The organism is Pseudoalteromonas sp. XMcav11-Q (genome assembly GCF_040104525.1).
Classification (GTDB): domain Bacteria; phylum Pseudomonadota; class Gammaproteobacteria; order Enterobacterales; family Alteromonadaceae; genus Pseudoalteromonas.
On record NZ_JBECOX010000021.1, the window covers coordinates 21,980 to 44,987 of the forward strand.

The 23,008-nt window shown below is 44.2% G+C and carries 13 protein-coding genes; 11 read left to right on the forward strand and 2 right to left on the reverse strand.

The annotated features are described in order from the left end of the window. Window positions 1-7 precede the first annotated feature (7 nt). The 3 genes from pheT to ABMY45_RS22005 all read left to right on the forward strand — a co-directional run bounded on the left by pheT (window position 8) and on the right by ABMY45_RS22005 (window position 4,419). Window positions 8-2,395, forward strand: a complete 2,388-nt coding sequence (gene pheT, locus ABMY45_RS21995; RefSeq protein ID WP_174169055.1) for a phenylalanine--tRNA ligase subunit beta — start codon at window positions 8-10, stop codon at window positions 2,393-2,395. 2 nt (window positions 2,396-2,397) lie between these two features. Then, window positions 2,398-2,697: an integration host factor subunit alpha gene (gene ihfA, locus ABMY45_RS22000; protein ID WP_010377997.1), complete on the forward strand. Its 300-nt coding sequence runs from the start codon at window positions 2,398-2,400 to the stop codon at window positions 2,695-2,697. A gap of 111 nt (window positions 2,698-2,808) precedes the next feature. Continuing rightward, window positions 2,809-4,419, forward strand: a complete 1,611-nt coding sequence (locus ABMY45_RS22005; protein WP_206472701.1) for an EAL domain-containing protein — start codon at window positions 2,809-2,811, stop codon at window positions 4,417-4,419. Between the two features lie 40 nt (window positions 4,420-4,459). On the opposite strand, the gene ABMY45_RS22010 is transcribed toward ABMY45_RS22005, so the two are convergent. Beyond that, window positions 4,460-6,079: an alpha-glucosidase family protein gene (locus ABMY45_RS22010; RefSeq protein ID WP_174169054.1), complete on the reverse strand. Its 1,620-nt coding sequence runs from the start codon at window positions 6,077-6,079 to the stop codon at window positions 4,460-4,462. A gap of 635 nt (window positions 6,080-6,714) precedes the next feature. On the opposite strand from ABMY45_RS22010, the gene ABMY45_RS22015 reads away from it, so the two are divergent. The 5 genes from ABMY45_RS22015 to ABMY45_RS22035 all read left to right on the forward strand — a co-directional run bounded on the left by ABMY45_RS22015 (window position 6,715) and on the right by ABMY45_RS22035 (window position 17,150). Continuing rightward, entirely contained in the window at window positions 6,715-9,573 is a 2,859-nt protein-coding gene (locus ABMY45_RS22015; RefSeq protein WP_010604042.1) for a TonB-dependent receptor, read from the forward strand. Window positions 9,574-9,731: 158 nt separating this feature from the next. Continuing rightward, window positions 9,732-11,246, forward strand: coding sequence for a tryptophan halogenase family protein (locus ABMY45_RS22020; RefSeq protein WP_349289513.1), 1,515 nt, complete (start codon window positions 9,732-9,734; stop codon window positions 11,244-11,246). 119 nt (window positions 11,247-11,365) lie between these two features. Continuing rightward, the gene (locus ABMY45_RS22025) at window positions 11,366-13,240 is read left to right on the forward strand and encodes an alpha-amylase family glycosyl hydrolase (RefSeq protein ID WP_349289514.1); all 1,875 of its coding nucleotides are present in this window, start codon (window positions 11,366-11,368) and stop codon (window positions 13,238-13,240) included. Between the two features lie 3 nt (window positions 13,241-13,243). Beyond that, window positions 13,244-14,743, forward strand: coding sequence for an MFS transporter (locus tag ABMY45_RS22030; RefSeq protein WP_237117414.1), 1,500 nt, complete (start codon window positions 13,244-13,246; stop codon window positions 14,741-14,743). A 10-nt stretch (window positions 14,744-14,753) separates the two neighbouring features. Next, complete coding sequence (locus ABMY45_RS22035; protein ID WP_349289515.1) at window positions 14,754-17,150, forward strand: glycoside hydrolase family 15 protein; 2,397 nt, start codon at window positions 14,754-14,756, stop codon at window positions 17,148-17,150. 62 nt (window positions 17,151-17,212) lie between these two features. Here ABMY45_RS22035 and ABMY45_RS22040 read toward each other — a convergent pair whose 3' ends face one another. Then, window positions 17,213-18,232, reverse strand: coding sequence for a LacI family DNA-binding transcriptional regulator (locus ABMY45_RS22040; protein WP_010604047.1), 1,020 nt, complete (start codon window positions 18,230-18,232; stop codon window positions 17,213-17,215). Between the two features lie 318 nt (window positions 18,233-18,550). Here ABMY45_RS22040 and glk point away from each other — a divergent pair, with 318 nt between their 5' ends. The 3 genes from glk to edd all read left to right on the forward strand — a co-directional run bounded on the left by glk (window position 18,551) and on the right by edd (window position 22,989). After that, window positions 18,551-19,552: a glucokinase gene (gene glk / locus ABMY45_RS22045; RefSeq protein ID WP_039495541.1), complete on the forward strand. Its 1,002-nt coding sequence runs from the start codon at window positions 18,551-18,553 to the stop codon at window positions 19,550-19,552. Between the two features lie 10 nt (window positions 19,553-19,562). Beyond that, window positions 19,563-20,582, forward strand: a complete 1,020-nt coding sequence (locus tag ABMY45_RS22050) for a LacI family DNA-binding transcriptional regulator (RefSeq protein ID WP_010378018.1) — start codon at window positions 19,563-19,565, stop codon at window positions 20,580-20,582. Window positions 20,583-21,135: 553 nt separating this feature from the next. After that, window positions 21,136-22,989, forward strand: coding sequence for a phosphogluconate dehydratase (gene edd, locus ABMY45_RS22055; protein WP_095727894.1), 1,854 nt, complete (start codon window positions 21,136-21,138; stop codon window positions 22,987-22,989). Window positions 22,990-23,008 lie beyond the last annotated feature (19 nt).

Sequence of the window (23,008 nt, forward strand, 5' to 3'; positions counted from 1 at the left end):
CAAAAGTATGAAATTCAGTGAAAAGTGGTTACGCGAGTGGGTCAATCCAGCAATTGATACTGATGCGCTATCTGAGCAATTATCAATGGCGGGTTTAGAAGTTGATGGTGTAGACCCAGTTGCCGGTGACTTCCAAGGTGTGGTTATCGGTGAAGTGGTTGAATGTGGTCAACACCCAGATGCTGACAAACTTAGAGTAACAAAAGTAAACATAGGCGAAGACGAACTACTAGATATTGTCTGTGGTGCCGCTAACTGCCGTGCGGGTTTAAAAGTAGCGGTTGCTAAAGTGGGCGCAACGCTTCCAGGCGATTTCAAAATTAAGAAAGCTAAACTTCGCGGTCAACCGTCTCATGGTATGCTGTGTGCGTTTGAAGAGCTTGGCATGGCGGAAAGTTCAGACGGTATTTTAGAACTCCCTATGGATGCCCCAATCGGTCAAGATATTCGTGAATACTTCGGCTTGAACGATGTAACGATTGATGTTGATTTAACGGCTAACCGTAGCGACTGTTTAGGGATCAAAGGTCTTGCTCGTGAAGTTGGAGTACTAAACAGCATCGACGTAACAGAAGTTGCTATCACGCCAGTTACGCCAACGATTGATGATAAAATCTCTATTGAATTGGTAAACAGCGAAGCATGTCCACGCTACTTAGGCCGTGTGATCAAGGGCGTTAATGTTAAAGCAGAGACCCCGTTTTGGATGGTAGAGAAACTACGCCGCTGCGGTGTACGCTCAATTGATCCAGTTGTTGATGTTACGAACTACGTATTACTTGAGCTAGGTCACCCTATGCACGCGTTCGATTTAAGCCAAATCGAAGGTGGAATTAAAGTACGTAATGCCTTTGAGAATGAAGAGCTAGTATTGTTAGACGGCAACACGGCGAAGCTTAATCCATCAACACTTCTGATTGCTGATGATAATAAAGCACTTGCGATGGCAGGTATCTTCGGTGGTGAACAGTCAGGTGTTAGTGACGAGACAAAAGACATCTTGTTAGAAAGCGCGTTCTTTGCACCGCTTGCGATTGCAGGTCAGGCACGTAGCTACGGTTTGCATACCGATGCATCGCACCGTTATGAGCGTGGTGTAGACCCGGTACTGCAGCGTGATGCGATGGAAAGAGCAACAGGCTTGCTACTTGAAATCGTTGGCGGTGAAGCCGGACCGATTGTTGAAGCTGTGTCAGAAGCGGATTTACCAAAAGAGCGTCAAGTGACTTTACGCCGTGAGCGTTTAGACCGCGTGATCGGTTATCATATCGAAGATGCTAAAGTATCAGACATCTTGGCGCGTCTGGGCTTAGCAGTAACATTTGCAGGCAGCCAGTGGCAAGCTCAAGTACCAAGCTATCGCTTTGACATTAGTATCGAAGAAGACTTAATTGAAGAAGTTGCGCGCGTATTCGGTTACAACAATATTCCAAATGTGGCACCAACTGCTGCGTTAAAGATGACAGATCATCAAGAAGCACGTTTGCCTGTAGCGCGCTTTAGAGATGAGTTAGTAAGCCGTGGTTATCAAGAAGCCATCACATATAGCTTCGTTGATCCAAAAGCACAACAGCAGCTACACCCAGAAGCAGATGCATTAATTCTTCCGCACCCAATTTCGGTTGAAATGTCTGCAATGCGTGTAAGCCTGATGACAGGCTTGATCAATGCGGTTTCTTATAATCAAAATCGTCAACAATCGCGTATTCGCTTATTCGAAACGGGCCTTAAGTTCATCAAAGACGACAACGCGGAAAACGGCGTACGTCAAACCGCTGTGATCGGTGGTATCGCGTATGGTAATACGCATAACGAACATTGGTCAGTGCCTTCACGTAAAGTGGATTTCTTTGATGTGAAAGGCGATGTAGAAGCATTACTAGCGCTTTGTAACGATAAAGCACGCTTTAGCTTTAAAGCGGAAGTGAGCGATGGTTTGCACCCTGGTCAATCTGCTGCAATTTATGCAGACGGTAAAAAGGTTGGTTTCATCGGTGCAGTACACCCTCAGCTATTAAAGCCGTTAGAACTTAAAGATACGCCATATGTATTTGAAATCGACATGGCTGCTTTAGAAAATCGCCTGCTTCCAGAAGCGGTTAGTATCTCGAAATTCCCATCAAATAGAAGAGATATTGCTATTTTAGTTGCAGATGACGTAAAAATAGGCGATATTTTAGAGTGCATTGAGAAAGTTGGCGGAAATCAATTAGTTGACCTAAACTTATTCGATGTGTACAAAGGGCAAGGGGTTGAACCTGATCATAAGAGTTTAGCCATTGCTCTAACATTACAAGCGGTTGATAGAACGCTCGAAGAGAAAGACATCAACGCGGTTGTAGAAAACGTGGTGGCCGAACTGGCCAAACAATTCAATGCATCGTTGAGGGACTAGATATGGCGCTTACTAAAGCCGACATAGCTGAACACCTATTTGAAAAACTGGGGATCAATAAGAAAGATGCCAAAGACTTAGTTGAAGCGTTTTTTGAAGAAATCCGCTCAGCGCTAGAAAACGGCGAGCAAGTAAAGCTCTCTGGGTTTGGTAACTTTGACCTTCGCGACAAGAAGGAACGCCCAGGTAGGAACCCAAAAACTGGGGAAGATATTCCTATCTCTGCGCGACGCGTGGTAACTTTTAGGCCTGGCCAAAAGTTAAAAACCCGTGTTGAGGTCGGCACAAGCAAAAACTTGTAATATAAGAAAGCCTTGGTGGTGAAACCAAGGCTTTTTTTTATATTGAAATAGTTTTGTCACATATTCGAGCTACACTCTGCGCCTGTTTGCGTTCCGTGGAGTGAGGAGCTTATGCGAGGAGCACACTCCTTAAGCAAGTTGTTTAAGAATATCTTTATTGCTTGGTTGTCTTGCACCTTTGTATTTTCAATCGTGGCTGCCTTCACCTATGTGCATCAAAAAGAAACCGCTAAATCCAACCTTGTCACTGTAGCGAGTCGGATTGTATCTGACATCAACAAAGAGTTTGTCGTTGTAGACGATACCTTAAAACATGCTATCCATCTTTCTCCAAATTGCGACCCTGAGGGTCTACACTACATGCGTAGATTGGTTTTTGAAAACCCAGGCATGAGCGAGATAGGGATCGTAGATAGTAAAGGGAAATTGGTCTGCAATTCTTTTGGGCAACTCACTCCACCTGTGAATACCAGCGCCCCAATAAAAAAGCCCGGGCTTAGATACTATGGCCCAATCATTACCGACTATTTAGAACTTCCTGCTTTTGTTTTAGCGCGCACGAGAGACGATGGTTATGAGGTAAATGTGTTGATGCCGGATCATTGGCTAAAGAGTATGCTTGATATCTCAGCTCATCATAATACCGATTTTGCTGCTTTGGTCGACAATAGCACGGGTGTGCCGGTTTTTTTAAATGGTAAATACGCTTTGCCAATCCGCCAAAAACTATTTCCAGTGGCTAATAGCCGCGCAGTAGAGGGGCTCTTTGATGATGCAAAGGTAAAGTTTGCGTATGTTGCAGCTATTCCAAGTTTGCCGCAGATGAGCTTAATTATTGCAAAAAATGATGAGAAACTAGTGAGTCTAGGGTGGTTGTGGCTAGTACTTTGGAGTGTGTTGTATTGTGCCTCCTGGGTTGGCCTCACGTTGCTATTGATCAGTTATGACAAGCGCCAGCTAAGCAGTAAAACACAAATATTAAGAGCATTGGCAAATGATGAGTTATTTAACGTGTATCAGCCTCTTGTTAATGCAGAGGTGCCATCGATAGTGGGCGTGGAAGTACTCATTCGTTGGCGTCATCCACTTGAAGGTGTGCTCGGCCCCGCTTACTTTGTGCCAGAAGCTGAGCGTGATGGTACTATTTTAGACATCTCGATAGCGCAAGTCGAAAATGCTGTGCGAGATTTGACGGACATCTTAGCCGCTCAGCCAGACTTTAAGGTGTCTTTTAACGTTAATGGTTTACTTCTGGGCTCTAAACGCTATATCGATGCCTTGCTTGCTGCAAAAAACCAAATATCCTCGTTGACTATTGAATTAACCGAGCGTGATGTGCTGACGCAGGCTCAAACGAAAACGGTACTCACCGAGCTCAAACGTGCCGGAATAGAAATCGCGATTGATGATTTTGGTACGGGGTATAGTGGTTTACAGTACTTGCAAAGTTTTCCGATCGACCTGTTGAAAATAGATCAGAGCTTTGTAGCATCAATTGGCCTAGATACTTTGCAATCCCCGGTTTTATCGGCAGTGATTGATATGGCGGAAAAGCTGGATAAGAAACTGATTGCTGAAGGGGTAGAGACTCAAGCTCAAGCTAGTTATCTCAAAAGTCGAGGGGTGAATATCCATCAAGGTTGGCTTTATTTCAAAGCACTAGAGCTACCGCAACTACAGCGTGAGATAGATAAAGTGTTAGATAACAAAAGAGCGGCTTAACCGCTCTTATTTAACCAAAGCTCAGAAAAAGACCTAACTATTATAAAACCTCAGCGAAGTAGCAACCAAATGCATCAAGTATTAGTGCATTTGCGCTCGCCGTGCCGCTTAGGTGCTTCAGGTCGCACTGCGTTAATGCAACTTCAGGAAGTGTCACGCTTTGTTGAGTAGCTGCTAAGTTGAATGCGCACAGCAATGTTTGGGTTTGGGTTCTACGGTAAAAAGCTAATACTGGCTCTGGAGTGTCAATAAACTCAATGTCACCTGTTTTTAGTGCAGGTTGCGCATTTCGCCACTGTAAAAATGCTTGATAGTAGCTGAGCGTTGAATTGCTATCTACTGCTTGTTTGTCTACAGCTCGTAGGGCATGCGCTTCAGAAACTGGTAACCAAGGCTTAGACTCTGAGAAGCCAGCATTAGTTTTTGCCTGTGTCCACGGGATCGGCGTTCTACAGCCATCACGGCCTTTAAAGTTTGGCCAAAAGGTAATGCCATATGGGTCCTGCAGCTCTTCGAAGGCAACGGCGGCTTCGCCAAGCCCTAGTTCTTCGCCTTGGTACATACAGACGCTACCACGCAATGAACCGAGAAGGGCGGTGAGCATTTTGACCTGTGCATCGTTTACCTTGCCATCTATACTCCAGCGACTTGCTACCCGTTCTACATCGTGATTTGCAAACGCCCAACATGGCCAACCTTCGGTCATGACTGACTCTAGGCGAGAAACCGTTTCTCTGATGTACTTTGCACTATAGTCGTTAGTTAGCAGCTCAAAGCTATAACCCATGTGTAGCTTATTACCATCGGCCGTGTACTCTGCCATTGTTTGCAAAGAGTCTTCTGAGCTTATCTCACCTAAGCTAACTGTGCCTGGGTATCTATCTAATAAGGCACGGATCTCTTCCATAAACGCTAAATTTTCTGGTTGCGTATTATTGTAATAATGGTACTGAAAAGCGTAAGGGTTGTCTTCGCTAAAGCCACGACCTTGACGAAGTTCAATGGGTTTAGCTGGATTATCCCTAAGCTGCTTATCGTGAAAACAGAAGTTGATGGCATCTAGTCTAAAGCCATCAACGCCTTTTTTAAGCCAAAATTCGACGTTATCTAGTACGGCTTTACGTACTTCAGGGTGATGAAAGTTGAGATCCGGCTGCTCAGTGAGAAAGTTGTGCAGGTAATATTGGCAACGTCTAGGCTCCCACTGCCAGGCAACACCACCAAAAATGGATAGCCAATTGTTTGGTGGACTGCCGTCTGGATTGGCATCGGCCCATACATACCAATCTGCTTTATCATTTGTGTTGTCTTCACGACTTTCGACAAACCACGGGTGTTGATTTGAGGTATGACTAAGTACCTGATCAATAATGATCTTAATATCACGTTTATGTGCTTCACCAATAAGCGTATCAAAATCGTCGAGCGTACCAAACATAGGATCGATATCGCGATAGTCGCTAATATCATAGCCAAAGTCTTTCATTGGCGATTTAAAAAATGGTGAAATCCATACTGCATCAACACCAAGCGATTTAATGTAGTCTAGTCGCTGAATAATACCCTGTAAGTCGCCAATACCGTCTGCATTACTGTCTTGAAAGCTACGCGGATATATTTGATAGATAACCGCGCCTTTCCACCATTCATTATTTGCCATGCACTTTCTCCAGGCTATGTGCGTGTTTATTCTGTGGCAGTGCTGAGTATCAAGTAAATACTATGCTGGGCACTTTCACCACTAATTTTGCCAAAGAATACGTCATGCTCGGTGGGGTGTAAAAAACCTGCATACGTATGCAGGTTTTGTGAGGTGAATTTATGATAACTCATTCACATAATTTTATTTTATAAAATAAATTTACCAATATTGACCTTTAAAAGGGAATAACCAGACAAATAAAGCTTTGTAAGAGTGAATTTTTGGTAAGACCAATTTAACTTAAGTATAGCTATAGATTACATGTTGAGGATATTTTGGTGTTCAGTCGACAATAATAGCCCGTGAAAGTTAAGATTTAGTGAAATTAAAGCTGGTAAATAAATGTGGTCGGCCTTTTGACCTTACCCAATAAAACTATATATATATCATTGAGTTGAGTTTTGTTCCTGTAAAAAACCTGTAAATTTCGTTGAAATGCACTAGCTTTGAATACGTATGCATAAAGTTGTTTACAAATTTAATCAGCCGCTAGTATTTGACTGACAACAACTGTGCTCGTTTGTTTTTTCATTAGTTTGCACGCCAGATGAACAAATCGCACAATATAATATGGTTAATTGGGATAAAACATTATGTCTAAGTTCAAACCGAGTATGCTAACGCTTGCGCTGATTGCTGCAGGTGTGAGCCATGCTGCTCCTGTTGAAGATAACACTGCTAATAATGAAGAAAAAAACGTTGAGGTGATCGAAGTTCGAGGTATCTCGCGCAGTATCATCGCCTCAATCGATAAAAAAAGATTTAGCGACACCATTGCAGAAGTAGTTGATGCTGGAGACTTAGCTTCCTTACCTGATGTGTCAATCGCTGACTCGTTGAGCCGTCTACCTGGGATCACCGCGGTAAGAGCAAGTGGGCAATCTTCGCAACTTAATATTCGCGGGATGAACGGCGACTTTATTCAAACCACATTAAACGGACGTGAGCAGGCGAGTACCAGTGGATATACTGCAGGTAGTCGCTGGATTTCATTCGACCAATATCCGTCAGAATTAATTAATCAAGCCGCAGTGTATAAATCACCAAAAGCGTCGCTGATTGAAGGCGGTGTTGCGGCTACGGTTGAACTTAAAACGGCAAACCCTCTCGATGCTGAAAAAGAACATAATTTTAATTCTTCGGTAAGATATTCCTACAATGATGCTGCATCAGATGTGGGCGCGGATTCAACAGGCGAACGTATTAGTTTTTCATACCGAGGTAAATTCCTAAATGAGACACTTGGTTTTGCTATTGGTGGGGCGTATCTAAACCAACCAAATAACGCAATTGATATCTCAGCGCATGCTCCTACACGCTCTCAAGATTTTGATGGTGATGGTACAGAAGAGCGTTCGGTCAATGGCTTTCAATATCGTTCAGCCAAAGGCAGCGATGAAAGACTTGGCCTGTTAAGCACTTTGGTGTATCAGCCAACAGACGCATTCAAAGTCCAATTTGATTATTTCCATTCTAAGTTTGAATCGGAAGATAAAAAGAGCGGCTTAAATATTGAAGGATTCTCAAAAGATATTAACTCGTTGTATTCGGTTGATAATGCAGTTGTTAAAGACGGTTTTCTAGTTGCTGGGGATGTGACTATTACTGATCCCAATGGCCCATGGGTTGAGATGCGCTCTGAAGACCAATCAACGGATTCAACCACCGACAGCTTTGGCTTAAACTTGCAATACACGACAGATTCGTGGGAATTAAAGTTCGACTGGGCTCATAGTGAAGGGGAAAAAACGCGTAGAGATATGATTGCTTCAATGCATGCATATGAATACGGTACTTCTACACTGGAAGATGGAACGTTAGTTAACACTTGGCAAGAATTAAGAAATCAAACCTTTTCTTTCGAACAAAGAGAGAAAGACTCACCACTGTTAACACTTGGCAATGGGTATACCGACCTATCTAATATGCGACTGGGTGATTGGGAACAATTTCCTCACAAGTACACAGACGAGTTAGATAGCGTTAAGGTTGATTTTAAGTATTTTATTGAGAACAGCTTTATTTCTTCGATTGAAGTTGGTGCGCGTTGGTCTGACCGTGAATTTACGGATCAACGCTCGACATTTAGATGGGGCGCACGCGAAGGCCAAAATGGTTACCAGTTACCGGATGGCACCATCGTCACGAACAAAGGCTGTGAATTTAATGATCAGAACCACCCGTGTATTCCTCACGATTTGACGGGATATGTTTCGGTTAGAGATACTCGAGGTTTCCAATACTTGGAACTAGACCTTGAAGGTATCGCTAACGAAGTATTTGGTCCGGGCAATTATGAGGCACAGCAAACTTGGGGTCACAATTGGACGCTCATTGAAAGTGGCGCTGTTCGAGAAGAAGTATTAGCCGGTTATATTATGGCAAATATAGATACCGAAATTGCCGACATACCAGTGACGGGTAATTTTGGCGTTCGAGTAGTAAAAACTGATACGAAATCAATAGGCATTCAACAGATCCAAGGCGATGAAGTTGGTGACTCAATCATCGATGATAATGGCGTTGAAAGAACCGATTATCGCCATGTTAATTACGGCCCTGAGTATACGGACACATTGCCTTCACTAAACCTCAATTTCAGAGTGAGTGACACGGACCAAATTAGGTTTGCAGCTGCAGAAGTTATTGGCCGTCCACCTGTCTACCAGCTTAGAGGTGGTGCAGGGTCTTGGGCTGACACCGCAAATGATGGTACTAGTCCTCGTTATAATGTGTGGTCAAAAGGTAACCCAAATTTAGACCCGTTTAGAGCGACTCAAATTGATTTATCTTATGAGCGTTACTTTGAAGATGGTGGTGCTTTTGTTGCCGCGATATTCTGGAAAGATATTGAATCTTTGATTGAAAGTATTACTTATCAAGAAGGTGAGGTTGACTGGGCTGATATTGGCCTAGAGGTACCAGATGGGTTTGTTGCAGGTCAATACCAAACGACTCAGAACAATGATCAAGGTGGATACATAAGAGGTATTGAGCTGGCTTATACCACGATGTTTGATAATTTACCGGGTGTCTTTTCGGGCTTAGGTTTTAACGCTAACTATTCATATACCGAGAGCGAAACAACGGTAGATGGCGGTGGTAACTTCCCTGATCAGCAACTGCCACTCCCTGGTCTATCAAAAAATGTATGGAGTGCTACGGTATTTTGGAACATAGATTCGTTCACAACGCACCTGAATATCCGTTACCGTGATGAGTATGTATATGAAGGGGCTTCACCAGGAGGCTCTTCTCTAGCTTGGGCTGATGAATATACTGTTGTTGATTGGCAGGCATCGTACAACTTTGAGAATGGTTTGGAAGCCGTCTTACAGGTTAATAACCTAACTGATGAGCCAAATACCACTAATTATGGTACTGCACTTGCCACTGGTGAGTACAAAGAGTTTGGTCGCCAGTATTATTTAGGGTTCAACTATAGCTTCTAATTATTAGCAAGCATTCATGGCCACCAAAGTAACACCTGCTTTGGTGGCTTTTTTATAGTCGCTCACTGTGTAATGAGTGGTTATCATCAATTATCTAAATTGATATGTTTGTTTCACTTTCAATACGTGGTTTTTAATAGGTTTAAGGTGCGAGGGCGATGAAAAATCAGAAAATAGTGATTTTAGGTGGTGGAACTGCAGGTTGGATGGCCGCGAATATGATGGCAAAAAGCTGGGCAGATAAAGCGATAGAAATCACTGTGGTTGAATCTTCTAGCATCGGAACTATTGGTGTTGGTGAAGGGTCTACTCCGCAGTTCAAAGGATTTATGGACTATTTAGGTATCTCGGAAGCCGAGTGGATGCCGGCTTGTAATGCGACCTATAAAAATGGCATTCGGTTTATAGATTGGTCGACAAAACCTGGGTTTTCTAGCTATTTTCACCCATTTCCTGCACAACCTGATGACTACAGTGCACCGGCTTTTTTTCATAACAGCTTTGTTCGGCGTAAGGCGATTGACGTAGAGGGCCATCCAGACCACTTTTTTTTAGCAACTCACTTGGCTGATTTAAATAAATCCCCAATTGCTGCAGAAAGCTTCCCATTCGAAATTAATTATGGTTATCACTTTGACTCAGCTTTGCTTGGCCAGTTGTTGGCTCGCAAAGCGGCTGAGTTTAATGTAAAACACATTGATGCCACAATTACCGACGTTCGAAAACACGTTGATGGTGATATTGCGGCACTGATAAGGTCGGATGGTACGGAAATCGCTGGTGATATTTTTATTGACTGCTCGGGCTTCAAGAGTTTACTGCTACAACACACTTTAGGCGTGGGTTTTGAGTCATTCGAGTCCAATTTATTTAACGACGCTGCGGTCGTTATACCTACCAAGCAACTTGACACTATTCTCTCCGAAACACAATCTGTTGCGCGTCAATTTGGGTGGTCTTGGCACATTCCATTAACGAATCGTATCGGTAACGGTTATGTTTATAGTCAGCGTTACTGTAATGCGGATCAAGCCGAAACCGAGCTAAGGGCTGCTTTGGGTTTGTTGGACTCTGATGTAGAAGCTCGGCATATAAAAATGAAAGTCGGGCAAGTTAAAGCGCACTGGAGCAAAAACTGTATAGCGATTGGTTTATCTCAAGGATTCATAGAGCCTTTAGAAGCAACCGCTTTGCATATAGTCCAAGAAACCGTTCAGAGCTTTATTGAATGCTACCAAGATGCGGGCTTTACCGATGGTAACAGAGATAAACACAACCGCGCTTTGAGCGAACGGTATCAGGCTATTCGAGACTATATCGTCGCTCATTATCGTGTGAATAGTCGTACTGACACCAACTACTGGCTTGATAATGCCAACAATAACCACTTATCGCGGTCACTCTATCAAATTTTACAGACTTGGGTTTCTGGTAACAACTTATCGGATGAATTAGTTCGCCAAAACGTTGATCAATATTACCCTTCAGTCAGCTGGCATTGTTTATTGGCAGGTTATGGTATCTACCCAGAACAAGCTCAGCTTAAGTCAGGCAATGCCCTAGCAAACCAACATAGCATCGAAAAAGTGAATGACTTCATCAGACGATGTGGATTGAATTTTAAAGATCACCGAATGGAGCTAGAAAGCTTTGCGGCAAATGTTCACAAGTAACTTGGTATTAATCGTTATAAATAAAATCTAATTAAGGGTCTCTCTGAATACATATGTGATGGGTTCAGTACGTTCGTTTACGCAAGTAGACTCTTTTAAAACAGCATTATGACAACACTATGAAAAATAAATCTCTACTATTGGCTGTGTCAGCGCTTTTGGGTGGTGCAGTGAGTTTAAGCGGCTGTGGCCCCAAGCCAGTTGATAAAAAAACCGAACAAATGACATTGCAATCGGAAGTGGCGCCAGTGAGCAAACCTGTTGTTTATCAAGTATTCACAAGGCTCTTTGGCAACACCAAAGCGGTGAACAAACCTTGGGGAACAATAGAGGAAAACGGCGTAGGCAAGTTTTCTGATTTTACTCCTACCGCATTACAACAAATTAAGGCGATGGGTGTGACCCATGTTTGGTATACCGGCGTGCTCCATCACGCAGTAGTGACGGATTATAGTAAGTATGGGATCAGCCAAGATGATCCTGATGTTGTAAAAGGCAGAGCGGGTTCACCTTATGCAATAAAAGATTACTATAACGTTAACCCTGATCTTGCGAACGATCCTTCTGCGCGACTGGCTGAATTTGAAGCCTTAATTGAACGTACACATGACGCCGGCTTGAAAGTGATCATCGATATTGTGCCAAACCATGTCGCTCGTAACTATGAGTCACTCGGTGCGCCTAAAGGAACTGTCGATTTTGGCGCGAATGACGACACGCAAGTTGCATATGCTAGGGACAATAACTTTTATTACGTGGTTGGTGAGAAATTTACAGTACCAACGAGTGAAGGCTATCAGGTGTTAGGTGGTGGATCTCATCCATTGGCGGATGGCAAATTTGCAGAAAATCCAGCAAAGTGGACCGGTAACGGTGCTCGTGCGGCAAAGCCTGATATTAATGATTGGTATGAAACCGTCAAAGTGAATTACGGGGTGAAGCCTGACGGTAGCTACGATTTCGAACGCCTGCCTGACGATTATGCTCAGCAGGATTACCGTGCACATTTTGAATTTTGGCAACACAAGCAATTGCCAGATAGTTGGTACAAATTTCAAGCCATTACGCACTTTTGGTTAGAAAAGGGCGTAGACGGTTTCCGTTACGATATGGCGGAAATGGTGCCAGTAGAGTTTTGGAGCTTCCTAAACTCTTCGATTAAAACAAAAAATCCTGAAGCTTTCTTGCTTGCAGAAGTCTATAACCCCACTTTATATCGCCCGTATATCAAGCAAGGGAAGATGGATTACCTCTACGACAAAGTGGGTTTCTACGACACGTTAAAGGTGTTAATGCAAGGCAAAGGTAGTGCCCAAGCCGTATTGGATAGTCATCTATCGGTAGCCGATATTGCCCCACATATGTTGCACTTTTTAGAAAACCATGATGAGCAGCGTATCGCAAGCCCTGAATTTGTAGGCGATCCGCTAAAAGGTAAACCCGCTATGGTGGTTAGTCACCTGATAAGCACAGCGCCATCGATGATCTATTTTGGACAAACATTAGGGGAGGATGGCTCTGAGCAGGCGGGGTTCGGCAGCCCAAGCAGAACCAGTATCTTTGACTATATTGGTGTACCCGAACATCAGAAATGGATGAATGACGGGAAGTTTGATGGCGCGCTTCTTTCAAATGAGCAGAAGGCGCTTCGTAATTACTACGTCAAATTACTCAATCTTGCAAAACAGCCGGCGATTGCGGCTGGTGAATACCAGCAAGTCACCCTGAGTGCTGAGATGCCAAGCAATGCTGAAACAGTTATGGCATTTGGCCGTAAATTAGGTCAACAAAAGTTGTTGGTCGTGAGCAACTTTAATGCGGAACAAGAACAAATAGTCACCGTAAATCTGCCTAAAGACTGGCATGGTGCTTATAACGATATTTTAGAGTCACACCCGACTTTACAATTACAACCAACGACTGATGGCGAGCACGTCAACGCAACGATTGCGCTAGCGCCGCTTGCCAGCGCGGTTTATCAAGTAGAGAAGTAAGCTATGCAACAAGAACAACAAAAACCACAACTCAGTTTTTGGCAGATATGGAATATGTGCTTTGGGTTTCTTGGGATCCAATTTGGTTTTGCACTGCAAAACGGCAATGTGAGTCGTATTTTTCAAACCCTCGGTGCCAAGGTCGATGACATCCCTATATTGTGGGTTGCAGCGCCCTTAACGGGTTTAATCGTGCAGCCAATTATCGGCTACTGGAGTGATAGAACATGGGGAAAACTTGGGCGTAGAAGACCATTTTTCTTGTGGGGGGCTATTCTCACCACGCTATCGCTTTTCATTATGCCCAATTCTCCAACGCTTTGGATTGCGGCGGGTATGCTGTGGATCATGGATGCGTCGATCAACGTCACGATGGAGCCGTTTAGAGCATTAGTAGGTGATAATCTGAATGAAAAGCAACGTGCTACAGGTTATGCGATGCAGAGCTTTTTCATTGGCGTCGGTGCCGTGGTCGCGTCTGCGCTGCCTTGGATGATGACTAATTGGTTTGAGGTGAGTAACACAGCTCCTGCAGGACAAATCCCTGACTCGGTAAAATACGCATTTTACTGGGGGGGAGCTATCTTGTTCATCTCCGTATTGTGGACGATTCTAAAAACGAAAGAATATAGCCCTGAGCAACTCGCAGCCTTTGAACAAGCGCAAACGAATACGCAGAGCGCAACTCAATCAGACTTACCTGTGAACTTTTTAAAAGGCAGTGCGGTGAGCGGTTTCATTGGCGTTATTGTACTGCTTGCCGTTGCACTTCTTGGCCTTGAAAAAGAGCTTTATTTGCTTAGCGGGCTGCTCATCGCTTTTGCAATTGTATTTGTCATTGCGCATGTGATGCAGCAAAAGCAGCGCGTAAGTAATGGTTTTTATCATGTTATTTTTGACTTATTTACGATGCCAAAGACCATGCAGCAGCTTGCTGTGGTGCAGTTTTTTAGCTGGTTTTCGCTATTTGCCATGTGGATCTACACCACCTCAGCGGTGACGAGCCATCACTATGGTACGTCAGATGTAACGAGCAAGCTTTATAACGACGGTGCTGATTGGGTCGGGGTGTTATTTGCAGCCTACAATGGTTTTGCTGCTATTGCTGCGATGGTGATCCCATTCATGGTTAAGCGCATCGGTCTCAAAGGGGCACATGCAGCTAACTTGTTTTTTGGCGCAGTGTCTTTAATTAGCTTCAAATTTATCGCTGACCCCACATTACTTTGGTTGCCAATGGTGGGCATTGGCTTTGCTTGGGCATCTATTTTGTCATTACCTTACGCGATGTTAAGTAACGCTTTGCCAAGCAACAAAATGGGTGTATTTATGGGGATCTTTAACTTTTTTATCGTGATCCCACAATTACTCGCCGCCAGTATTCTAGGTCTAATTCTGCGTCATGGTTTTGATAACCAACCGATATTCGCACTCGTCATCGGAGGCGTGTCATTTTTACTCGCTGCATTAGCTGTTTCAAGAGTCACGATAAAGGCTCAATAAGGAGAACGAGATGATTAAACTATCAACAATCGCACTTGCCTTGGTAAGTGCTGGCCTCATGGGTTGCGGATCACAGCAATCTGGCAATGAAACCCTGACGGCACCAGGTGCACCTGGCGTTAAACCTTATTGGTCATACTCTGGAAAAACGGGGATTGGTACGTCGTACGAAGCGTACCAAGACGGCAAGTACAGCGATTCTACGGCTACTAAAGCAGTTTCAAAGGTATGGTTTTCTGTTGCAAAAGGGATGATCACAGAGACCATGTTTGGACTTATTCACCAAGCGCAGATCAAAGACATGCAATTTATCATCGTGGGTGACGGCTTTGCAGTGAAAGAATCTGATACTGACGCTCTAGATGTCACGATTGACTACCTTTATAAAGATGCCAGTGGGCGCCCGTTATCGCTGGCTTACAAAATATTAAGCAAGGATAAGCAAGGCCGTTTTACTCTTGAAAAGCATATTTTTACCGACCCTGATGGACAAACCTTGTTTGTTCGAGCAAAAGTAGATACTGAATTCAAAAATGTACAGGCTTTTGTGAACGTTAATCCATACGTGAATAACAATGGCTTAAACGATTTTGCAAAAGTGACAGAGCAAGGTTTGTTAGCATGGGAAGGTAAGAACTATCTCTCATTGCAGAGCAAAACCGGCTTTGTTGAAGCATCTGTCGGTTTTACTGGCACCAGCGATAATTTAGCGGCACTTGAGACTACAGGACATATAGCCCAGGCTTATACATCTACAGGCAAAGAGAGTGGCAACGTTAACTGGTTGGCAAACTTAGGGCAAGTAAAGGGCAGCAGCACCTTTGACCTTACCTTGAGTTTTGGTCATTCTCAGCAGCAAAGCTTTGCTGAGGGGGCAGCCACATTAGCCAAAGGTTACGATAAAGTACTGGCTGATTATAATGGTCAAGGCACTGCGATGGGCTGGCAAGATTATCTCGAAAGTTTAGCGCCACTAGAGTCCATGACGGCAAATACCGCAGACAACGGCAAGTTACTTTACACCAGTGCGCTTGTGCTCAAGGCGCAAGAAGATAAAACCCATGCCGGTGCGTTGATAGCATCGTTGTCAAATCCATGGGGTGACACAGTACCAGCAGAGCAAGGCCATACCGGTTATAAAGCTGTATGGGTGCGTGATTTTTATCAAGTAGCGATGGCATTTTTGGCGATGGGAGATACACAAACAGCACTCACTGCTTTTGAGTATCTAGAAAAAGTGCAAGTTACGGATAAAACACCGGGTAACCATGGTGATACCGGCTGGTTCTTACAAAAAACGCATGTAGATGGTGAGCTTGAGTGGGTTGGAGTACAGCTTGACCAAACAGCAATGCCGATTATGCTGGCATGGAAACTGTGGCAAGCGGGTGTGCTAAGCGATGATAGACTGGTTTATTGGTACAATAAGATGTTAAAGCCCGCGGCTAACTTTTTAGTTGAAGGAGGGCTGGCTAAAATATTGTGGAATGACACGCAAATCATACCGCCTGCGACGCAACAAGAGCGTTGGGAAGAGCAAAATGGCTATTCACCATCGACTACCGCGGCAATCATTGCAGGCCTTGTGACAGCGAGCGACATTGCTAAATTGGCCGGTGATAAAGCGGGACAAGAGAAATTCCTTGCGACGGCGCAGCAGTACAATCGTGATGTTGAGTCATTCATGTTCACAACCAAAGGTAATCTGCAAAGCAAACACAGTGACGGTCAATATTTTTTCCGTATTGGACAAGACGAAAACCCTAATTCCAGTACGACCTTAAATGCCAATAATGGCCGCAGCGGAATGGATAAGAAGCAAATCATCGACGGTGGCTTTTTAGAACTTGTGCGTTACGGGGTTAGAGGGGCTGATGCCCCAAGCATCGTGGCTACCATGCCTGAATATGATGATGAGTCGATAGCTGAAAACTTAAGAGTAAAATATAGCTTTAAATTTGATGGCGATGTTAATAGTTATCCGGGGTATCGCCGTTACGGTAACGACGGTTATGGTGAAGACGAGAAGCGCGGTATTAATTATGCCGAAAATGGTCAGAATACCGATGGCCAACGCGGTCGAGTGTGGCCTTTCTTTACCGGAGAGCGTGGTCACTATGATATTGCGCTGGCGCTGCTCGATGGTGAGTTAAGTGCGGATGAACAGAGCAAAATACAAAATACCTACGTGAAGGGGATGGAGCACTTTGCTAATGAAGGCATGATGTTACCTGAGCAAGTATGGGATGGTGTGGGTAAAAATACCTTTGGCTATCAACTTGGCGAAGGAACCAACTCGGCGACGCCTTTGGCTTGGACACATGCTGAATACGTAAAGTTAGTGCGCTCTCTTAATGAAAAACAAGTGTGGGATCACTACCCAATCGTAGAAAGTAAACTGAAATAACAAACAGTAAGTAAACCCATAAAAAATGCCGAAGATGAGTTCGGCATTTTTTATCGCTATTGCTACCGTGAAGACTGCCTAACAATCAATTTCGGTGGCAAGAGAGTAGAGGCTACCGCTTCACCTCGGATAAGCGTAAGTAAGTTATCGACCAGCATTTGTCCTGCCAATGTGGTGTTTTGCTGCACAGTAGTTAAAGAGGGAGAAACATAACCCGCAGCGGCAATGTTATCAAAGCCAACGACATGTACATCATGAGGCACGCGAACGCCTGCTTCTTGAAGCGCCTTAATCGCGCCAATAGCAATAAGATCGCTAGCAGCGAAAAGCGCGTTAAATTTAACATTGTTGGCGATTAAGGAGCGAGTCGCATGATATCCTGAGTCTTCTGTGGAAATCGCATTTGCCGTCTTACGGTCGCTCACCTCGATACCCTTTGCTTTAAGGGTGTCTCTAAAGCCTTTAAAGCGCGCAAAAAATTCTGGGCTGTGATCCGAAGCATCGCCAATAAACGCACAATCTGTTCTGACCATGTCAATTAAATGCTTTGCAGCCAATACACCACCACCGTAATTGTCGCAGCTCACAGTGAGGTCTGGACGGTTATCAACTGTTGCCCCCCAACAAACAAACTTTGTGTGGTTGTCGAGTAGAGTTTGTAACTTTGACTGGTAATCGATGTAATCACCATAGCCTAGTAAAATTAACCCGTCAGCACGGTGACTATCCTCGTAATCGGCATGCCAATCACTGCTCGTCGATTGGAACGATACTAAAAGGTCATAGCCTTCTTTTGCGCACGCTCGGGTAATACTGCCAAGCATACTTAAAAAGAACGGATTAATTTGTGACTCGTCTTCTGTGGGATCTTCAAATAGCAGCAAAGCCAATGTACTGCTTTGCTGAGTGCGCAGATTACTCGCGTTTTTATCGACCTTATAGTTAAGCTTTTTAGCAATCTCATGAACGCGACGACGTGTTTCTTCGTTAACCAAAGGGCTATTTCTTAGGGCGCGCGACACCGTAGATTGCGAAACGCCAGCATAATGGGCGATATCAAATGAAGTTGCTTTACCTTTCATGTTCTTCTCAACGCTTAAGACAGTGACATTGTCAGCCATTCAATTTTTTTTTCAACCAATTTCACCGAATTTGCAAATTTTTATTGATACAGTCTGACACCGGTGTCATAATGTCGATGTTTTATCATTTTGTTGTCAAAACGTATTTGGCTGCCCTATGCCAAGGGCAGCATTTTTTTACCAAATTAACAGAATAACAGGTAAGAGCAAAAGCCAAGGCGTGCAAATTTTGGCGAGTTGAGACAATAAATTGCAGGACGTGTGCTGGCAGCCCTGATGTTAGCCCAAGCATAATCGCAGTGATAAAGAGATAATAATATGAGCCAGACAACAAGCCATTCATCCGTGCCGTTTGAGCCGATTGTCGTTGCCGACATCGGGGGAACAAACGCCAGATTTGCAATCGTGTCAGATTTTGATACACGAACTAACCATTTTGTAATTACGCATCAAGCCACTTTTCCTAGTGCTGAATTCCAGTCTTTTGAATCCGCTATCCAAAAATATTTAACTGAGCTACCTGTAGCGCAGCCAAGCCGAGCCTGTCTCGCGGTTGCCGGTCCTATCAAATCTCAGCAAGTTCATTTAACTAATTTAGGTTGGCATTTTAATTCCGAAGACATCAAAGCCCAGTTCGATTTTACCGAACTTGCCGTGATCAACGACTTTGCCGCTTTTGCCTATGCGGCGCCCTACTTAGCACTAGAGAAAAACCTAGTGATTAAGCAAGGCCAGCCTGAGCTAGGTGCAAATATCGGTGTAATGGGTCCTGGCACTGGATTTGGTGCGGCTTGTCTTGCTAGAGATATTAATGGCAGCGCGGTGATGAGCTGTGAAGCGGGACATATCTCACTTGCACCGGTTACTGCCTTAGATAAAGAGCTGTTAACGGTACTGCGCGCGAGTATTCAACATGTTTCAGTCGAGACGGTGTTTTCAGGCCCAGGTATTGCGAGACTCTACAAAGCCATGGCAGAAGTGCGTGGTGAGCAAGCTAAAGATCTTAATGCGGCGCAGATCAGTGCGCTCGCGAAAGAGTGCAAGGTTTGTGACGCAACATTGAGTCACTTCTGTGACTGGATGGGGAGCGTAGCAGGCGATTTAGCACTGACTTTTGGTGCCTTAGGTGGTGTTTATATAGGTGGTGGGATCTTGCCGCGGATGAAAGCGCGATTACAAGCAAGTAGCTTTGTTGAACGCTTTACCGAAAAAGGCATGATGTCACAGTACACGAGCCAAATTCCAGTTACTTTGGTGGTACAAGATAATATCCCACTGATTGGCGCAGCAGCATGTATTCATGAGCGACGCCGGGCTTAAGGGTAAATCGATGAAAAAAGTAACTATTAATAGCGTTGCCGAATATGCCGGAGTGTCTAAAAAGACAGTATCTCGGGTATTAAATAACGAGCCAAATGTTAGTCCAGCAACGCGGGAAAAAGTCCTGAAGGTCTTTGAAGAGCTGAATTATAAGCCTAATCCTATTGCACGCGGTTTGGCACAAAATCGTAGCTTTATCATCGGTTGTTTATACGACAACCCATCAAAAAGCTATATCACGCGAGTGCAAAGTGGTGCGCTGGAGGCGTGTCAGAAACATAGTTACAATTTATTGATACATCCTTGTGAACTGCGCGGCCAAGACCTTATCGACAATGTTGATCAGCTGCTTACCACATCGAGACTTGACGGTATTGTGCTTACTCCGCCGTTTTCAGACTCCAACGAGCTTATTGCTTTTTTAAAGCAGCGCAATATTCCTTATGCACGCGTTGCTTCAGCCATTGAAGGCGATGATTCGATTTCAATTCGCAGTAATGACGAGCAGGGCGCTTTTGAGTTAACTGAGCACTTGATTAATTTAGGTCATACCGAAATTGCCTTTATTAAAGGTCACCCTGATCACAGTGCCACAGAAAATCGTTTTTCTGGTTACCAAAAAGCACTGGCAAAGCATGGTATTGAATATCGAGAGCGGTTAGTTGCAGAAGGTAACTTTAGTTATCACTCAGGTGCAGACAGTGCAAAAGCCATATTGGACCTAGAGCCAAGGCCAACGGCTGTATTTGCATCAAACGACTACATGGCTGCGGCTGTGTTAAAACTTGCTACACAGCGAGAGATCAAAGTGCCCGAGCAGTTATCTATTGCTGGGTTTGATAACGCACCTATCGCAAGGCATATTTGGCCGGGTCTGACGACAATAGCACAGCCTGTGGAAGAAATGACTCGGATAGCGGTAGAAGAGCTGATTAAGCATATATCTCAGCCGCAAGAAGCACCGTTTCAGCAAGTTTTAGAAGCTAAACTTATCACTCGAGAGTCGACGAAAGCGCGCTCGAATTCATAACTTTTTCAATTTTTATACTTGCCCCAAAGCCCAACGCTTAGCCGTTGGGCTTTTTATTTTCGCAGCTACTAGGGAATATTGCAGTTCCTTTGTAAATTATTCTACGTAAAGCTAGGACTAGATAAATGCGCAGATTTATGTCGCGATAATCAGGCTCGCTGACCCATAGATTAAAGCTCATGTTGCCAAGTTAAGGCTCATTGATAACTTCGCTATCAAATAATGATTTCGCTCAATCATTAATATTATTCTTTTTGTCATAATAATTACTAATAAAATCAGTTAGGTAATGATTTTAAGACTACAGATATCGGCAAAGTTTTAAGTGGTTATAATTTGGTCATTTTAAAAAGTTAGACTAAATTTATAAGAAGGGTTGACACCGGTGTCAGCTTTGTGCGTAAATATAGTGACACCGGTGTCAGGTTGGGGTGAGAGACAACCTGATAGCGTACCTTTGAACGGGTAAATCAAAGCAGCTCTGTACAAGGATTACCACGAATGCTGGTAATCGTGCAGAGCCTTTTTCCTCTAACACTAGAGAGTCAGTAATATGTTGCATCCACGAATTCAGGAAGTCACCGAACGCGTCATTGAGCGAAGCAAAGCAACACGTCAAGCCTATTTAGCTCGAATCCAACAAGCAAAAAAACAAACGCGCGTACGAGCAGGACTGGGCTGTGGAAACCTAGCACACGTAATGGCTGCTTGCTCAAGCAGTGATAAGACTCGTCTAAAAGAAGACGAGCAACCGAACCTAGCAATTATCAATTCGTACAATGACATGTTGTCTGCGCACGAACCTTATAAAGAATATCCAGATTTAATTAAAGCAGTGGCAAACAAGTTTGACGCGACTGCACAAGTAGCGGGTGGTGTACCTGCTATGTGTGACGGGGTTACCCAAGGTCGCGATGGCATGGAACTGTCTTTGTTCTCTCGTGACGTAATTGCCATGTCAACAGCGGTGGCATTATCACACGATGTCTTCGATGGGGTTTTCTGTCTTGGTGTATGTGACAAAATCGTCCCAGGACTATTAATCGGTGCTTTGTCTTTTGGTCATTTGCCCATTTTCTTTTTACCAGCAGGCCCGATGCAATCTGGGATCCCGAACAAAGAAAAGGCGCGCATTCGTCAAAAGTTTGCACAGGGCTTAGTCAGCCGGGAAGAGTTACTGGAAGCTGAGAGTGCTTCATATCACAGTGCAGGTACTTGTACTTTCTACGGTACGGCAAACTCGAACCAGATGCTAATGGAGATCATGGGTCTTCATTTACCTGGTAGCTCGTTTATCAATCCATACACAGAATTAAGAGATGGCTTAACGGCGAGTGCGGTTGAGACCATGCTAACTCAGCTACTTGACGGTAAAAGCGGCAATGCACTTGCGGATATCGTGAGTGAAAAAACCGTGATTAATGGCTTAGTCGGGCTGTTGTCTACTGGTGGCTCTACCAACCATGCCATTCACTTAGTCGCAATGGCAAAAGCGGCTGGTGTTCAAATCACTTGGAAAGACATGGCGGATTTGTCTGAAGTAGTGCCTTTGTTAACACGTATCTATCCAAATGGTCATGCCGACGTAAATCACTTCCAAGCGGCTGGTGGCATGGGTTTCTTAATGCGTGAATTAAGAGATGGCGGCTTCTTACACAATGACGTAAAGACGATTGTGGGTGAAGGACTTGATGCTTACACGATGGAACCACTACTGGATATCAACAGCAATGTGATCATCAGCGATAACCAAGGTCCTGCCAAAGTGAAGTGGGTACCAGTACCCGAGAACTCACTGGATGAAGAAGTACTTCGCCCAGTAGCAAATCCATTTAACAAGCAAGGCGGCTTGCAACTACTTAATGGTAATTTGGGTAAAGCGGTGATTAAAGTGTCTGCGGTACAAGAGCAGCATCAAACGGTGACTGCACCGGCGAAAGTATTCAGCTCTCAAAGCGAATTACAAGAAGCCTTTACTGCTGGCAAGCTTAACCAAGACTTTATTGCCGTGATTAAAGAGCAAGGCCCTAAAGCGAAAGGTATGCCTGAGTTACATAAACTGACACCTGTCATGGCTACATTACAAGACCAAGGTTTTAAAGTGGCGATTGTGACAGATGGTCGTATGTCTGGTGCTTCGGGTAAAGTACCTGCGGCGATCCACCTTGCGCCGGAAGCGGTTGAAGGTGGTGCAATTGCAAAAGTACACGAAGGTGATTTGATCACCTTAAATGCACCAAAAGGCGAATTAGTGCTACATGTTTCTGATGAAGAAATGGCACAGCGCGAATTACAGCTCTCACCGCAATCTCAAACATTTGGTACGGGTCGAGAGCTATTCTCAGGATTTAGACACGTAGTGAGCAGTGCAGATCAAGGTGCATGCTCATTTGGCATCGAAGAATAATAACAGTGGGAATGAGGGT

Excerpts from the sequence above, each read along its gene's own strand:
- ABMY45_RS22025 (WP_349289514.1), top strand. The coding sequence starts at position 11,366 with ATGAAAAATAAATCTCTACTATTGGCTGTGTCAGCGCTTTTGGGTGGT.
- ABMY45_RS22035 (WP_349289515.1), top strand. The coding sequence starts at position 14,754 with ATGATTAAACTATCAACAATCGCACTTGCCTTGGTAAGTGCTGGCCTC.
- ABMY45_RS22050 (WP_010378018.1), top strand. The coding sequence starts at position 19,563 with ATGAAAAAAGTAACTATTAATAGCGTTGCCGAATATGCCGGAGTGTCT.
- pheT (WP_174169055.1), top strand. The coding sequence starts at position 8 with ATGAAATTCAGTGAAAAGTGGTTACGCGAGTGGGTCAATCCAGCAATT.
- ABMY45_RS22015 (WP_010604042.1), top strand. The coding sequence starts at position 6,715 with ATGTCTAAGTTCAAACCGAGTATGCTAACGCTTGCGCTGATTGCTGCA.
- ABMY45_RS22030 (WP_237117414.1), top strand. The coding sequence starts at position 13,244 with ATGCAACAAGAACAACAAAAACCACAACTCAGTTTTTGGCAGATATGG.
- edd (WP_095727894.1), top strand. The coding sequence starts at position 21,136 with ATGTTGCATCCACGAATTCAGGAAGTCACCGAACGCGTCATTGAGCGA.
- ABMY45_RS22005 (WP_206472701.1), top strand. The coding sequence starts at position 2,809 with ATGCGAGGAGCACACTCCTTAAGCAAGTTGTTTAAGAATATCTTTATT.
- ABMY45_RS22010 (WP_174169054.1), bottom strand. The coding sequence starts at position 6,079 with ATGGCAAATAATGAATGGTGGAAAGGCGCGGTTATCTATCAAATATAT.
- ihfA (WP_010377997.1), top strand. The coding sequence starts at position 2,398 with ATGGCGCTTACTAAAGCCGACATAGCTGAACACCTATTTGAAAAACTG.
- glk (WP_039495541.1), top strand. The coding sequence starts at position 18,551 with ATGAGCCAGACAACAAGCCATTCATCCGTGCCGTTTGAGCCGATTGTC.
- ABMY45_RS22040 (WP_010604047.1), bottom strand. The coding sequence starts at position 18,232 with ATGAAAGGTAAAGCAACTTCATTTGATATCGCCCATTATGCTGGCGTT.
- ABMY45_RS22020 (WP_349289513.1), top strand. The coding sequence starts at position 9,732 with ATGAAAAATCAGAAAATAGTGATTTTAGGTGGTGGAACTGCAGGTTGG.